Genomic DNA, 13778 nt, shown 5'->3' with positions numbered 1-13778 from the left:
TCCCCTGATCGTCTACCGGCGATGTGGCCGCTAGGAAAGCCAACCCGCCGCCTCCGCGGCCCAATAGGTCAGCACGATGTCGGCACCGGCCCGGCGAATGCTGATTAGCGACTCCAGGGCCGCGGCGCGCTTGTCGATCCAATTATTTTCTGCCGCAGCACAAATCATCGCGTACTCCCCCGACACCTGATAGGCGGCCACCGGCACTGGCGAGACTTCCGCCGCGGCGGCCACCACGTCGAGGTAACCCATCGCGGGCTTGACCATGATGATGTCGGCGCCCTCGTCGATGTCCAACTCGATCTCCCGCACCGCTTCTCGGACGTTGCCCGGTTCCTGCTGGTAGGTGCGACGATCGCCGGACAGGCTCGAGCTCACCGCTTCCCGGAACGGGCCGTAGAACGCCGAAGCGAACTTCGCGGCGTAGGCCAGGATCACCACATCGGTGTAGCCCGCCGTGTCCAGGCCGTCGCGAATGGCGCCCACCTGCCCGTCCATCATGCCGCTCGGACCAACCACCTGAGCGCCCGATTCCGCTTGCGCCACAGCCAATTTCACGTATCGCCTCAGCGTGGCGTCGTTGTCCACCCGGCCCCGGGAGTCAAGGACGCCACAGTGACCATGGTCGGTGAATTCGTCGAGGCAGGTGTCGGCCATCAACACCGTGGCGTCACCGAGATCCTTGGCCAGGTCCCGAAGCGCGACGTTGAGAATGCCGTCGGGGTCGGTACCGGCCGAGCCGGTCACGTCCTTGTCCTCGTCGAGCGGCACACCGAACAGCATCAGCCCGCCCACTCCGGCTGCCACCGCATCGGCGGCTGCGCGGCGCAGCGATTCGCGGGTGTGCTGCACGATGTCAGGCATCGACGGGATCGGGCGCGGTTCGTCGATCCCGTCGGCGACGAACATCGGCAGCACCAAATGCCTTGGCTCCAAGGATGTTTGCGCCACCAAGCGACGCAACGCGGGGGTGGAACGGAGCCGACGCGGGCGCTGCCGCGGGTACGCCACTAGCGCCTGCGGCTCTTCTTACGCGGCGGTGGCAGCGCGCCCTCGGCGCGCAACCGCGCGGCGTGTTCGGCCAGCGCGTCGACCAGTGGGCCGATGGCAGCGGTGTCGGGCTGCACATCCACCCGCAGGCCGAACTCGGCGGCGGTCTCGGCCGTCTTGGGGCCGATGCAGGCGATGATGGTGCGCGCGTGCGGTTTACCGGCGATGCCGACCAGGTTGCGCACTGTCGAGCTGGACGTGAAGCACACCGCGTCGAAGCCACCCGTCTTGATCATTTCGCGGGTAGACGCCGGCGGAGGCGCCGCACGCACCGTCCGGTACGCGGTGACATCCTCGATCTCCCAACCACGTTCGCGCAGACCTTCGGCCAGCGTCTCGGTGGCGATGTCGGCACGCGGCAGCAAAACCCGGTTCACCGGATCGAAAATGCTGTCGTAGGGCGGGAAGTCGTCCAGCAGACCCAGCGAGGACTGCTCCCCGGCCGGCACCAGCTCGGGGCTGATCCCGAAGGCCCGGACCCGGTCAGCCGTCGACTCGCCCACGCAGGCGATCTTCACGCCGGAGAATGCGCGGGCGTCCAGCCCGAACTCGCCGAACTTCTCCCACACCGCGCGCACGGCGTTGGTGGAGGTGAACACCACCCACTGGAACCGGCCGTCGACCAATCCCTTGACAGCACGCTCCATCTGGGCGGGGCTGCGCGGCGGCTCGACCGCGATGGTCGGGACCTCGACCGGCAGCGCGCCGTAGGAGGTGAGTCGCTCGCTCATCTCGCCGGCCTGGTCCTTGGTGCGCGGCACCAACACGGTCCAGCCGTACAGGGCGCGACTCTCCCACCAGTTCAGCTTCGACCGGCTGTTGACCGTCTTGCCGATGGTCACCACCAGCGGTCCGGTCAACGGGCCCGCCGGGTCGCCGGCGCCGGCCACGACGGCCGCGTCGGTCAGCCCGTGCAACGTGGTCTCGATCGAACGCTGCTGACAGGTCGTGCCCTGGGCGGTCACCACGCAGGGGGTCGTCTCGGCCAGCTCATGCTCGATCAGCGTGCGCGCCGCGTCGGCCAGATGCGTCGGCGTGGCCTGCAGGATCAGCGGGCCGGGAGCCGCCGCCAACGCCTCCCAATCCACCTGCGGGTCGCGCACGTCGGCCACGGTGTGCGAGGAGCCCAGCGGCAGACCCGCATACGTCGGCACCGCGCTGGTCGCGGCCAGGCCCGGCACGATCTCGATGTGCAGGTGAGTTCGCGCGACGGCGTTCACCTCGCTGATCACCGCGTCGAGCGTCAGCGGGTCGCCGGACACCAGCCGCACCACGTCGACGCCCGTGCGGGCCTCGGCGGTCAGCGTCTTGGCCACCTCGGCGGGCTCGCCGAGCGCCGGGCGGATGTCGGCACCACCGGACAGCACCGTCGGCGCCGCCGGTGGCGGATCCGCGTCGGCTGACCCATCGCTCGTCGCGGGTGGTGGTTCGGCGGGTGCCGGGCCCGAAACGGGCGGCAGGTCTTTGCCGATCAGCGCCAGCACCGGTTCGGGTACGTCGGGATCGGTGAACACCAGAGCCGCATTGGCCAGCACTGTGGCCGCCCGTGTGGTCAACAATCCCGGATCACCCGGGCCGGAACCCACGAACGTGATGCGGCCCGGTCTCGGCTTGCGCCCTCGCGTCGTCATTGTCGCTCCCAAGTCATCCCTTTTTGAGGTCATTCAGTTCTCATGCGCGGGGTCTTGCCGCGCTCCCCCAATCAGCTCTCCCGCGCCCAACTCCAACAGCTCCGCTGCCACCGAGAGCCCTAGCTCTCGGGCCCGCTCGGGAGCGCCGATGCCGGACGCGCGGATCACATCGGATCCGTCGAGCGCCGCCACGCAACCGCGCAGCGACAGCTCGTCGAAGACCCGGCCGTCCTCATCAATGGACTCGACCACCTCGGCGATCGCTCCCACCGGTGCGGAGCAACCCGCCTCCAGTTCGGCCAACAGGGCTCGCTCCGCGGTGACCGCTGCGCGTGTGTCGGAGTCGTCCAACTCCGCCAGCACTGCCGCCAGCCCGCTGTCCTCGGCGCGGCATTCGACGGCGAGCGCACCCTGAGCCGGCGCTGGCAACATTTGCACCGGCTCAAGCGTCTCGGTGACATCAGCGAGCCGGCCCAGGCGGGCCAGTCCGGCCCGGGCCACCACGATGGCGTCTAGATCACCACTACTTACCCTGTTCAACCTGGTATCTAGGTTGCCTCGTAGGGGGCGGATTTCCAAACCGAGACCCAATGCCCTAAGCTGCGCGGCCCGTCGCGGGGATGACGTGCCCACCAGCGAACCCGCCGGCAACTCCCCGAGCACCAGTCCGTCGCGCGCAACCAGCGCGTCGCGCGGGTCATTCCGTGCCGGGATGGCCGCGATGTTGAACCTCGGGTCGTCGGCGGTCGGCAAATCCTTGTGAGAGTGCACGGCAGCGTCGACCCGGCCATCTACGATCGCCTCGCGCAACGCGGTGGTGAACACCCCCACACCCAGACTTTCGATGGGCGCCGACGACTGGTCACCGGCCGTGCTGATGATCACCAACTCCGCGGGGTGGCCGTTGGCGATCAGAGTGTCTCGAACGACGGAGGCCTGGGTGGTGGCGAGCAGACTGCCCCGCGTGCCTAACCGGATCACGTGCGCCAATCGGGTTACTCGGCGGATTGCTGCGTGCCGGCGTCGAATCCCATTGGGAGTACCGGCAATTCACCCGCAGCCACGGCATCGACGGCGGTCTGGTCGAGTTCGAAAAGTTCGCGTAGTGCCTCGGCGTAGCTGTCGCCGCCGGGGGCGCTGGCGAGTTGCTTGATTCGCACGGTCGGAGCGTGCAGCAGCTTGTCCACCACGCGCCGGACAGTGCGAGCGACCTCTTCGCGCTGGGCGCTCTCGAGGCCAGGCAGCCGGTTCTCCAGCCGCAACAGCTCGGCTTCCACGACGTCGGCGGCGCGCTGGCGCAACGCGGTCACGGTCGGGGTCACCTCGGCCATCCGCTGTCCGGCCAGGTAGGCCGCAACCTCGGCGGCCACGATGTGGCGTGCGGCGTCGACGTCGCCGGCGGCGGCGTGCGCCGAGGGCTCGTGCTGAATGCGCTCCACGTCGACGACCCAGACGCCGGGCAACCCGGCCACCGCGGGATCGACGTCGCGCGGCATGCCCAGGTCGCAGATCAGCAGCGGGTGGCCGGTGTCGTCGCGCTGCGCGGCGGCCAGCGCGTTGTGCACGTCGGCCAGCGACACCACCGGACTCACCGCGCCGGTACAGCTGACCACCACGTCGGCGTCGGCCAGTGCATCGGCGAGCCGGTCGAGCGTCATCGCCTGGGCGCGCACGCCCGATTCGCGAATCTTGCGGACCAGCCGTTGTCCCCGGGACTGCGACCGGTTGAGGACCAGGATGTGATCGACACCGGCCCGGATCAGGTGGGCCGCCGACAGCGCGCCCATCGCGCCGGCGCCGACGACGACGGCGGTCTTGCCCGCCAGCCCGTCCACCTTGCGTTCGGCCATGCCGAGCGCGACCGACACCACCGAGGCGCCCGCGGCGTCGATCGCCGTTTCGGAATGCACCCGCTTGCCGACCGACAGCGCGCGTTGAGCCAGCTCGTGCAGGATCCGCCCGACTGTGCGATTCGACTCGGCGGCGGCGTAGGCGCGGCGCACCTGCCCGAGCACCTGCTGTTCGCCGATCACCGCGGAGTCCAGACCGCTGGCGACGGCGAACAGGTGCTCGACGGCGGCCTCGCTGTAGCGCACGTACGCGTGTTTGGTGAGGTCGCCCATCGACATTCCGGAGTATTCCGACAGCACCTGCCCGATCACGGCCAAACCGCCGTGGAACGCGTCAACCACCGCGTAGACCTCGACCCGGTTGCATGTCGACAGCACCAAGGCCTCGGTGACCAGCGGCGACTGCAAAACCCGGTCGACGATCTTGTTGCGATCCGATTCGTCGATGCTGAGTTGTTCCAGAACGGAGACCGGCGCACTACGGTGCGAAACCCCGAAGAGCAAGATGCTCACGGCAGCATCACCTGGCCAGCTCCCTCGCTACTCCAGTAACTGAACTGCCATCTACGGTAAACGTTTATTCGGTGGGCTACCAAATAATGAGTCGTCGCCCACCCCGCTCCATTATCGGGTGAGGTCCGCGCGCAGCCGCGGCTCGTCGATATCCCAGTAACTGTGCTCGCGGCCGTCCAGCAAAATCACGGGCAGCCGATCGCCGAACTCGGCCCGCAGCCCGGGGTTGCCGGTCGCCGCGGCGGCGTCGACGTCGGTGGTGGCCAGGTCGAAATTCAGCTCCCCGGCTAACTCCGCCAGCCGTGCGTGGGCCCGCTCGCAGATGGTGCATCCGGCGCGAGTCAGCAGCTCCACCTTGGGGCGCTTGGTCATGGCACCAGTGTGGCATCGGCACATTTGGACACCCAAAAGTGAATTGTGGGCGGCCACGGCACGGATTAAATTTCGGCTATGGCCGCAAACGAGGATCTGCGTGTCGACCCCCACATGATGCAGGGGTTCGCGCAGGGACTACTCGGTGCGGCCGAGTCGCTGCGGAGTCAGCTGGCCGAGCTGGACGGTCAAGTCGGCGACATGTTGGGCGGCTGGCTGGGCGGATCGGGAAGCGCCTACTCGGCCGCGTGGGAGCTGTGGCATCGCGGTGCTCGCGAGGTCGAGATGGGACTGTCGATCTTGGCCAAGGCGGTAGACCGGGCCGGCCAGGAATATCTGAACAACGAGGCTGTATCCGCGCAGCTGGTCCGGCAGGTGCACCGTGGCTGAGGCATTCCGGGTGGAACCGCAGGCATTGGCGGATGCCGTGCAACGGATGGCCGAATTTCAACGCTATGCCGAGAGCATGTTGACCGAAATCGACTCTCTGGTAAGCAATCTGCACACGACGTGGACGGGCGAGGGAGCGGCTGCCCATGCCGAAGCCCATCAACACTGGGCTCGCGGCGAGGCAATAATGCGCGAGGCGCTGGCTCGGCTGCGAACGGCCGGTGCGACCGCGCACAGCAACTACACCGGCGCCATGACGACGAATTTGGCGATGTGGTCGTGAGCTAATGGCGCCGCTAGCGGTTGATACCGCGGCCCTTGACGGGGCAGGCGCCGAGGTGGTGACCGCCGCCGAGGGGTTGGCGTCGGTGATCTCGACTCTGACGGCGGCACTGTCAGGTTGTGCCGGTATGGCCGGCGACGATCCTGCCGGTGCTGCACTCGGCCGCGACTACGACCGTTCGGCAGCCAAGCTCATCGAGGCCATGGTGTCGACCCGAAACGGGCTGTGCAGCTTGGGTAATGGCGTACGGATGTCGGCGCACAATTACTCACTGGCCGAAGCGATGTCTAACGTTGGCGGTAACGGTGGAACGGTTCCGCCACCCCCGTCCTCAGGTTTCATTTCGGCGGGCCATTTGCCGTCGTCGCTCGGAAACAGCGATAGCGCCCCGCCGGGTTGGGGCTGGGTCGCGCCGTACCTCGGAATGATCTGGCCCAGTGGCGATTCGGCGAAATTGCGGGCCGCCGCCACGGCGTGGACGGCAGCCGGCACGCAGTTCGCGCTCGGGGAAATTCTCGGGACCGGGACGGCGATGGGAGTTATTCGCGCCCAACAACTTCCGGAGGCCTCACTCGTCGAGAACGCCTTCACCGACGCATACAGCCGTTCCACCCGACTCGTGCAGCAGTGCCAACGGATCGCGAGTCAGCTCAGCAGCTATGCCGCCAAGATCGACAAGGTTCATGCGGCGATCCTGGACTTGCTGTCGCGGATCTGCGATCCGCTGACCGGGTTCAAAGAGGTCTGGGACATCCTGACCGACGAGGACGAAGACGAGATCAGAAAGATCGCCAACGACATCCGCACGGTGATCGACAATTTCAATTCCGAGGTCAAGGCGCTGGAAGCCGAGATCGCCTCCGCCCTCGCCGAAGCCGAGGCGATTGTTACCACGATGGGCAATTACGCCGCCAAGCAGTGGGATCAGTTTCTGCACGGTACCGATGTCGGGCGAATCATCGGTCGGAATGGGCACGGCGGCGAGGAGTTTCTGAGCGAAGCCGCCGAATTCGTCGAAGGCGCGTTGAGCATGAGCCAGCTGCGGCTCCTGTTCGACCCGGTGGGTTTCTACCACGATTCGAACGACATGGTCCGGGGTGCGTTGCCGCTGGCCGGCTTGGGCCCGGAAGGTTCGCCGTCGGTCCAAGATTCGTGGAAAGCATTGGGCAAGGACGTCTCCCATTGGGATCAGTGGCAGACCGATCCCGTCGGGGCGGCCGGCCGGACGTTGTTTGACGGACTGACGTTGGCCCTGCCGGGCGGACCGCTTTCCAGGCTGGGCACCAGGGGCCGCGCAGCGCTGGATGCCATCAAGGGCTTGAAGAAGCCGCCCCTGCCGGAGCCTCTCGATCGCGCGGGAATCAAGCCGCCCGAGACGCCTAAGCCGCCCGTCGAGCGCCCCAAACCACCGCCGACCGGCCCGAAACCGCCGGAACCAGGCAGTCCAGCACCTACGCCCAAGCCGGGCCCGGCCCCCGCCGGCACCGCACCGCCGCATAGCCCAACCGAGCCCAAGCCTCCAGCCGGTAAGACGCCCAAACCGACTGCGCCGCCACCGACGTCCGGTGGCAAGCCACCCGCGTCTGCACCTGCGGACGCGCCCCAGCCGCATGAGCATGTCCCGACGACTCCGAGCGAAAATCCGGGCGAGCTGGCTCAGAAAGGCGCAAACCCGTCTGCGCCGCATCCGCCGTCGGTGCCGACAGGTAGCGGCCCAGGCGAGGCGCCAGTCCCGCACGGCGGGGCGCCTCACATGGGTGAACCGGGCCCACACGGACCACACCAACCCAATGGGGCGACGCCGCATCTTCCTGACGGCGGATCCCCACACCATCCCGGTGAGGGCACGCCATACCCACCGGCTGATGGCTCACCACTCGAACCCGGCGACGGCAGCGGCCACCCACATTCAACGATCCCGTTGACACCGGCTGATATAGCGGCGTTGACCGATTACACTGGGCCTGGCTATCAAGAATTAAATGACGTCCTGAGGAACGGCGCATTGGATGCATCTCATCAAGCGCGAGTCGACGCGATAAATCGAGCATTAGAAAAGCTTCCAGCCTACCAAGGCCCGGTCATTCGAGGCACAAGCTTACCGACCGAAGTTCTCGACCGATATCAACCTGGCCGAGTCATTACAGAACCTGCTTTTACGAGTACGACAACTCTCCGGGCCGTCGCAGAGGGACCGGCGTTCGGCGGAAATGTCGAGTTTAGAATTTTCTCCCTCACTGGTCGAGATATTTCTTCTTTCTCGATGTATCCCGGCGAGAAAGAGGTGTTATTCCCGCCGGGATCAAAGTTCTATGTCGAAAACAGGACAGTCGACCCGAGAACGGGTCGGACCATTATCGAGATGATTGAGCGCTAGGCATAGCGTATGGTACAGGCGCAGGCGAGTGATATGGAGATTGCATGATGAGCGAGAAAATCGCGGGTAAGATCTTTTCAACTCCCGAGGAAGCTGGCGTCACACCACCGACGCCCGAAGAATTAGCACGGGCACGGAAAGCATTTGACGAGTTTCAGCGAGAGGTGGACGCTATCGCTCCGGAAGATCGAATCAAGGAAATCTCACCAAAGTTTTGGGATGACATTTCCGGGACTGAGTACGATCCAAAGAATCGCTGATTCACGCACATCTCGATGACTGCGAATCTCCGTGGCCTGTCCGCCAATGACGATTTGCTACGCATCCTTTCGGATTTCTTCGGCACTGCGAAAAGCGTGACGCCGTGTGCACTAGAAATGCATACGTCGAGAGACCTGTCGATCCCAAGCCGAGCGGTGCTATCGAAGAGTTAAGTGTCACAACACATTTCGCGCCGCAGTCTCCACAACACCAACCCATGTCGGAGGCGTGAAACCGGCCATCAAGCCTGCCGGATAGGGTTGATAGCGGCCGCGGACCGGCCACCCGATGGCCCGGCGATCCAGGAGGTGTGGCGATGACTTCCTCAGAGTCGGATGAGTCGGACAACGCCGACCCCGCCGTTCGAGTTGACCTGGAGTCGGTAGCGGCCAATGCCAGCGCCGCCCGCGCGCTCGAGGGCCTGCAAGAGGCGACCGCCGCCCAAGGTGGCCCGCAACCGCCGATCGACCTGACCGCCGCGGCGTTCTTCGACGTCGACAACACATTGGTCCAGGGCTCTTCCGCGGTGCATTTCGGACGCGGTCTGGCCGCGCGCAACTACTTCACTTATCGCGACGTGATCGGATTCATCTACGCGCAGACCAAGTTTCAGCTACTCGGCAAGGAGAACAGCAACGACGTCGCCGCCGGCCGACGCAAAGCGCTCACGTTCATCGAGGGCCGCTCGGTCGAAGAGCTGGTCACCCTCGGCGAGGACATCTACGACGAGATCATCGCCGACAAGATCTGGGCCGGCACTCGGGAGCTCACCCAGATGCATCTGGACGCGGGCCAGCAGGTGTGGCTGATCACGGCAACGCCGTACGAGCTTGCCGCAACCATTGCGCGTCGGCTCGGCCTGACCGGCGCGCTGGGCACCGTGGCGGAATCGGTGGACGGCGTCTTCACCGGTCGGCTCGTCGGCGACATCCTGCACGGCCCGGGCAAGGCGCACGCCGTTCGGTCCCTGGCGATCCGCGAGGGCCTCAATCTCAAACGCTGTACGGCCTACTCCGACAGCTACAACGACGTGCCGATGCTGTCGCTGGTGGGCACCGCGGTCGCCATCAACCCCGACGCCCGGCTGCGCAGCCTGGCCCGGGAGCGCGGATGGGAGATCCGCGACTTCCGGACCGCTCGCAAGGCCGCGCGGATCGGGGTTCCGTCGGCGCTGGCCCTCGGCGCCGCAGGCGGTGCGCTGGCCGCGTTGGCGTCCCGGCGCCAATCCCGCTGATAGGCTGCGCCGCTGAGCAACGATTAGTGGGGAGCCCGCAACGCCATGACAACATCAGAGGGGGCCACGACCCTTCCCGAGGGGACCCAGGGCCTGATCGGCAGCCATTACCGCGCACCGGACTACTTCGAGGTCGGCCGCGAAAAGATCCGCGAGTTCGCGGCCTCGGTGCAAGACGACCACGCGACGCACTTCAGCGAGATTGACGCCGGGGAAGCCGGGTATCCGGCCGTGGTGGCTCCGCTGACATTCCTGGCAATCGCCGGACGCCGGGTGCAGCTGGACATTTTCACGAAGTTCAGCATCCCGATCAACATCGCCCGGGTGCTGCATCGCGACCAGAAGTTCACCTTTCACCGCCCGATCCTGGCCCACGACAAGTTGTACTTCGATACCTATCTAGACTCGGTCATCGAGTCGCACGGCACTGTGATCGCCGAGATCCGCAGTGAGGTGACCGACGCCGACGGCAAACCGATCGTCACCAGCGTCGTAACCATGCTCGGGGAAGCCTCACACCCAGACGCGCGCGCTGAAGAAACCGTCGCCGCGATTGCATCAATATCTGCACGAAAGTAGGGTCGATTTGATGACGTCCCAGGGGGAAGCCGGTGGCACCCAGCTCAAGCCACCAGTCGAAAAAGTCCGGTCCCATTACGACAAGTCGAACGAGTTCTTCAAGCTCTGGCTCGACCCGTCAATGACCTACAGCTGCGGTTACTTTGACGAAAATCCAGACCCGCAGAACCTCACCAAGACGCTCGAAGAGGCGCAGTACGCCAAGCGCAAGCTCGCGCTGGACAAGCTGAACCTCGAGCCCGGCATGACGCTGCTGGACATCGGCAGCGGCTGGGGCTCGACAATGCGGCACGCGGTGGCCGAGTACGACGTCAACGTCATCGGCCTGACGCTCAGCGAGAACCAGCACGCCCACTGTGTGGCGGAGTTCGACAAGATGGACAGCCCCCGCCGCAAGGAGGTGCGGATCCAGGGCTGGGAGGAATTCCCCGACGAGCCGATCGACCGCATCGTGTCGCTGGGGGCTTTCGAGCACTTCGCCGACGGCGCCGGTGACGCCGGGTACGAGCGGTACGCCACCTTCTTCAAGAAGTACTACGACCTGCTGCCCGACGACGGCCGCATGCTGCTGCACTCGATCGTCGTCCCCAGCCGCGAAGAGGGCAACGCGATGGGCCTGAAGGTCAACATGACCCTGCTGCGGTTCATCAGCTTCATCCTGAAGGAGATCTACCCGGGCGGGAAGCTGCCGCAGGTGGACCTGGTCGACAAGTACTCGACTGACGCCGGCTTCAAGATCGAGCGCCACCACTTCATCGGCAAGAACTACGTCCCGACGCTGACCGCGTGGGCCGATGCCCTCGAGGCGCACAAGGAAGAGGCGATTGCCCTGAAGGGGCAGGAGACCTACGACATCTACCTGAAGTACTTGCGCGGCTGCTCGGACCTGTTCCGCGACGGCTATACCAACGTCTGCCAGTTCACGCTGGTCAAGTAACCCGTACGCAAGACGCCCCGGTGCCAATCGGCCCGGGGCGTTTTCGTCAGTGCTGGCCGATGCGTTAGCCGAGAAAGACGTTGCGACGCCCGGCCAGCAGGCGGTACAGCGTCTGCTGGATGGTCTCGCGCACCTGATCAGTCAGCTCGAAGGTGACCATCGGGTCCTCGGCGTCGGACGCGGCGTAGTCGTCGGTGTAGATCGGCTCACCGAACGCGATACGCCACTTCGACGGCAGCGGCACCAGCCCGGCCGGTCCGGCCAGCGGGAACAGCGGGGTGAGCGGGAAGTAGGGCAGGCCGAACAGGCGCGCCAGCAGCTTCACGTCGGTGAGCATCGGGTAGATCTCTTCGGATCCGATGATCGAGCAAGGGATGATCGGCGCCTTGGTGCGCAGCGCCGCCGTCACGAAGCCACCGCGACCGAACCTCTGCAGCCGGTAGCGGTCCTCGAAGCGCTTGCCCAGGCCCTTGTAGCCCTCCGGGAACACCGCGGTGAGCTCGCCCGCGGCCAACAGCCGGTGTGCGTCCGTCGTGCAGGCCATGGTGTGACCCGCCTTGCGGGCGGCTTCGCCGACCAGAGGTAGGTCGAACACCATGTCGGCGGCCAGCAGCCGCATGTCCCGCTGCGCCGGATGTTCGTCGTGTACCGCCACCGACAACATCAGTCCGTCGAACGGCAATACCCCGGCGTGATTGGCCACCAACAGCGCGGCGCCTTCAGTCGGCAGGTTCTCGATCCCGCTGACCTCGACGCGGAACCAGTTCTTGAAAAAGAATCTCAGCAAAGGCCGAACGATCGCGTTGTTGAAGTGCGGATCGAAGCCGAATTCGTCGACTGCGTAGTCGCCCGTCAGACGCTGCCGGAAAAATCCGGCGACCGAGGCGACCTGTTGAGCAAACTCGTTGAGCGGAGCCTCAGTTGACGAAGTCCCACCCGCGACGCGCCGGTGCTCGTCGATTTCGCGGACCACCGAGGCGATCTGTTCGGCAGATGCGTGACCGTGCGGATCGGACAGCAAGGAAGGATGCTGACGCGATGCTTCGGCTCTGCGGCGAGCTGCGACGCGACCCCGATTACTGTGCAGGGGAATGACATTCGCTCTGGTTTCACCCGCCACGATATCTACCTGACCCCACCCCATGGAATTGGATTTCGGCTTCCCCAGCGCTGCGCTAAGGCTATGGCGCGACCCTCCAAGGAGCGTACCCGATGTGGGTCGATTATGGGAGTCAGGCCGCGACCGCGAACATAGTCGTCAAACGCCTCCGCGGTCGACCATTTCGGCTGATAGCCGAGCTCGGTGCGCATCCTCGAGGTGTCCATGACCCGGCCATAACTCAGGTAATTGAATTGTTCCCGATTGATCTCGGTATAGCGATTGGCTCGCCGCAGCGAATCCAGCGCCCACACACCGAAACCCGGCACCGGCAACGGAATACGGCCCGCACGCCGGATCGCCTGCGACAGCATGATGATGCCGTCGGCGCCGACGTTGAAGGTGCCGGCCTTGCCGGCCATCGCCGCACGCTCGAGCGCACCCAACGCGTCTTGCTCGTGCAGCAACTGCAATCGCGCGTCCCGGCCGAACATCGTCGGGACCACCGGACCGGCCAGATACCGGGACAGGGTGGTGTCCATCGCCGGGCCAATCATGTTGGCCAGCCGCAGAATCGTCACCGCGATATCGGGGCGACGCCGCCCCAGCCCGCGCACGTATCCCTCGATGTCGAGGGAGTCCTTGGCGAATCCACTGCGCAGCGGGCGACGGCTACTGCTGTCCTCGGTGAACATCACCGGGTCGTGCGGGCTTGACCCGTATACCTCGGAGGTCGACTTCAGCACGACGCGCCGGACCGAGGGCGCTTTCTGGCAGGCCGCGAAAAGCTGCATCGCGCCCATCACGTTCAGTTCCTTCAGTGCCGCCGTGCCGCCGGAGCGGGGCGCGTATGACGCCGCGGCGGCATGCACCACCGTGTCGACGTCGCCGTTGCGAATCACCTTGGCTATGAAGGGATTACGAATGTCGGCGCGGACGAACTCGGCCCGCCCCATCCGGCGCAGCATGTCCTTGCTCGGCGCAATCGCGTCCACCGCGATAACCCCTTGGATCAATGGGTTCTGCGCCAGCCGGGCAATCAAGTAGCCGCCGAGAAACCGGCACGCACCGGTCACCAGCACCACCTTGGGGTAGTGCATCGTGTTATCCGCGTTGTCGCCGGTTCCGGCTCCGCCTCCGCTCGACGAATCCACCCGGACAGCCTAGCGGCCGAGATGCGCCGCGGCGCTATGGCCGCGCGG

General features: G+C 65.8%; 14 protein-coding genes. 7 read left to right on the top strand and 7 right to left on the bottom strand.

The genetic code is table 11. The features are described from left to right. Nucleotides 1-30: 30 nt before the first annotated feature. From hemB to AC5Y5O_RS01700, 5 genes are all read right to left on the bottom strand, one after another. Complete coding sequence (hemB, locus tag AC5Y5O_RS01720; RefSeq protein WP_096284522.1) at nucleotides 31-1011, bottom strand: porphobilinogen synthase; 981 nt, start codon at nucleotides 1009-1011, stop codon at nucleotides 31-33. Next, nucleotides 1011-2681: a bifunctional uroporphyrinogen-III C-methyltransferase/uroporphyrinogen-III synthase gene (locus tag AC5Y5O_RS01715; protein ID WP_096284520.1), complete on the bottom strand. Its 1671-nt coding sequence runs from the start codon at nucleotides 2679-2681 to the stop codon at nucleotides 1011-1013. Before AC5Y5O_RS01715 ends, hemB begins: the two co-directional genes overlap by 1 nt. A gap of 33 nt (nucleotides 2682-2714) precedes the next feature. Beyond that, a complete protein-coding gene (gene hemC, locus AC5Y5O_RS01710; RefSeq protein ID WP_096290853.1) occupies nucleotides 2715-3662 on the bottom strand; it encodes a hydroxymethylbilane synthase in 948 nt (315 codons plus the stop codon). A 14-nt stretch (nucleotides 3663-3676) separates the two neighbouring features. Beyond that, nucleotides 3677-5044 carry a glutamyl-tRNA reductase gene (locus AC5Y5O_RS01705; RefSeq protein WP_096284518.1) on the bottom strand — a complete coding sequence of 456 codons (1368 nt, stop codon included), beginning with the start codon at nucleotides 5042-5044 and terminating at the stop codon, nucleotides 3677-3679. A gap of 111 nt (nucleotides 5045-5155) precedes the next feature. Next, nucleotides 5156-5416 carry a glutaredoxin family protein gene (locus AC5Y5O_RS01700; protein WP_500023438.1) on the bottom strand — a complete coding sequence of 87 codons (261 nt, stop codon included), beginning with the start codon at nucleotides 5414-5416 and terminating at the stop codon, nucleotides 5156-5158. A 78-nt stretch (nucleotides 5417-5494) separates the two neighbouring features. On the opposite strand from AC5Y5O_RS01700, the gene AC5Y5O_RS01695 reads away from it, so the two are divergent. The 7 genes from AC5Y5O_RS01695 to AC5Y5O_RS01665 all read left to right on the top strand — a co-directional run bounded on the left by AC5Y5O_RS01695 (nucleotide 5495) and on the right by AC5Y5O_RS01665 (nucleotide 11477). Continuing rightward, the gene (locus AC5Y5O_RS01695) at nucleotides 5495-5806 is read left to right on the top strand and encodes a WXG100 family type VII secretion target (protein WP_096284515.1); all 312 of its coding nucleotides are present in this window, start codon (nucleotides 5495-5497) and stop codon (nucleotides 5804-5806) included. Beyond that, on the top strand, nucleotides 5799-6089 hold the full coding sequence (locus AC5Y5O_RS01690; RefSeq protein ID WP_096284513.1) for a WXG100 family type VII secretion target: 291 nt from the start codon (nucleotides 5799-5801) through the stop codon (nucleotides 6087-6089). Before AC5Y5O_RS01695 ends, AC5Y5O_RS01690 begins: the two co-directional genes overlap by 8 nt. A 4-nt stretch (nucleotides 6090-6093) precedes the next feature. After that, entirely contained in the window at nucleotides 6094-8466 is a 2373-nt protein-coding gene (locus tag AC5Y5O_RS01685) for an ADP-ribosyltransferase (RefSeq protein ID WP_500023435.1), read from the top strand. 47 nt (nucleotides 8467-8513) lie between these two features. Continuing rightward, the gene (locus AC5Y5O_RS01680; protein ID WP_096290852.1) at nucleotides 8514-8726 is read left to right on the top strand and encodes a hypothetical protein; all 213 of its coding nucleotides are present in this window, start codon (nucleotides 8514-8516) and stop codon (nucleotides 8724-8726) included. A gap of 317 nt (nucleotides 8727-9043) precedes the next feature. Continuing rightward, the gene (locus tag AC5Y5O_RS01675; protein WP_096290851.1) at nucleotides 9044-9961 is read left to right on the top strand and encodes an HAD family hydrolase; all 918 of its coding nucleotides are present in this window, start codon (nucleotides 9044-9046) and stop codon (nucleotides 9959-9961) included. 45 nt (nucleotides 9962-10006) lie between these two features. Beyond that, nucleotides 10007-10540: an FAS1-like dehydratase domain-containing protein gene (locus AC5Y5O_RS01670; RefSeq protein ID WP_096284509.1), complete on the top strand. Its 534-nt coding sequence runs from the start codon at nucleotides 10007-10009 to the stop codon at nucleotides 10538-10540. A gap of 10 nt (nucleotides 10541-10550) precedes the next feature. Continuing rightward, entirely contained in the window at nucleotides 10551-11477 is a 927-nt protein-coding gene (locus tag AC5Y5O_RS01665; protein ID WP_096284507.1) for a cyclopropane mycolic acid synthase family methyltransferase, read from the top strand. Nucleotides 11478-11541: 64 nt separating this feature from the next. On the opposite strand, the gene AC5Y5O_RS01660 is transcribed toward AC5Y5O_RS01665, so the two are convergent. Both AC5Y5O_RS01660 and AC5Y5O_RS01655 read right to left on the bottom strand, forming a co-directional pair. After that, nucleotides 11542-12621 (bottom strand): lysophospholipid acyltransferase family protein, encoded by a 1080-nt coding sequence (locus tag AC5Y5O_RS01660; protein ID WP_096284506.1) that lies wholly within the window; start codon nucleotides 12619-12621, stop codon nucleotides 11542-11544. Next, the gene (locus AC5Y5O_RS01655; protein WP_096284504.1) at nucleotides 12603-13730 is read right to left on the bottom strand and encodes an SDR family oxidoreductase; all 1128 of its coding nucleotides are present in this window, start codon (nucleotides 13728-13730) and stop codon (nucleotides 12603-12605) included. Before AC5Y5O_RS01655 ends, AC5Y5O_RS01660 begins: the two co-directional genes overlap by 19 nt. Nucleotides 13731-13778 lie beyond the last annotated feature (48 nt).

The sequence above is a fragment of the Mycobacterium sp. NGS40 genome (assembly GCF_059812735.1).
Note: the sequence above shows the minus strand (reverse complement) of the source record. Positions and strands in the feature narration are given on the sequence as shown.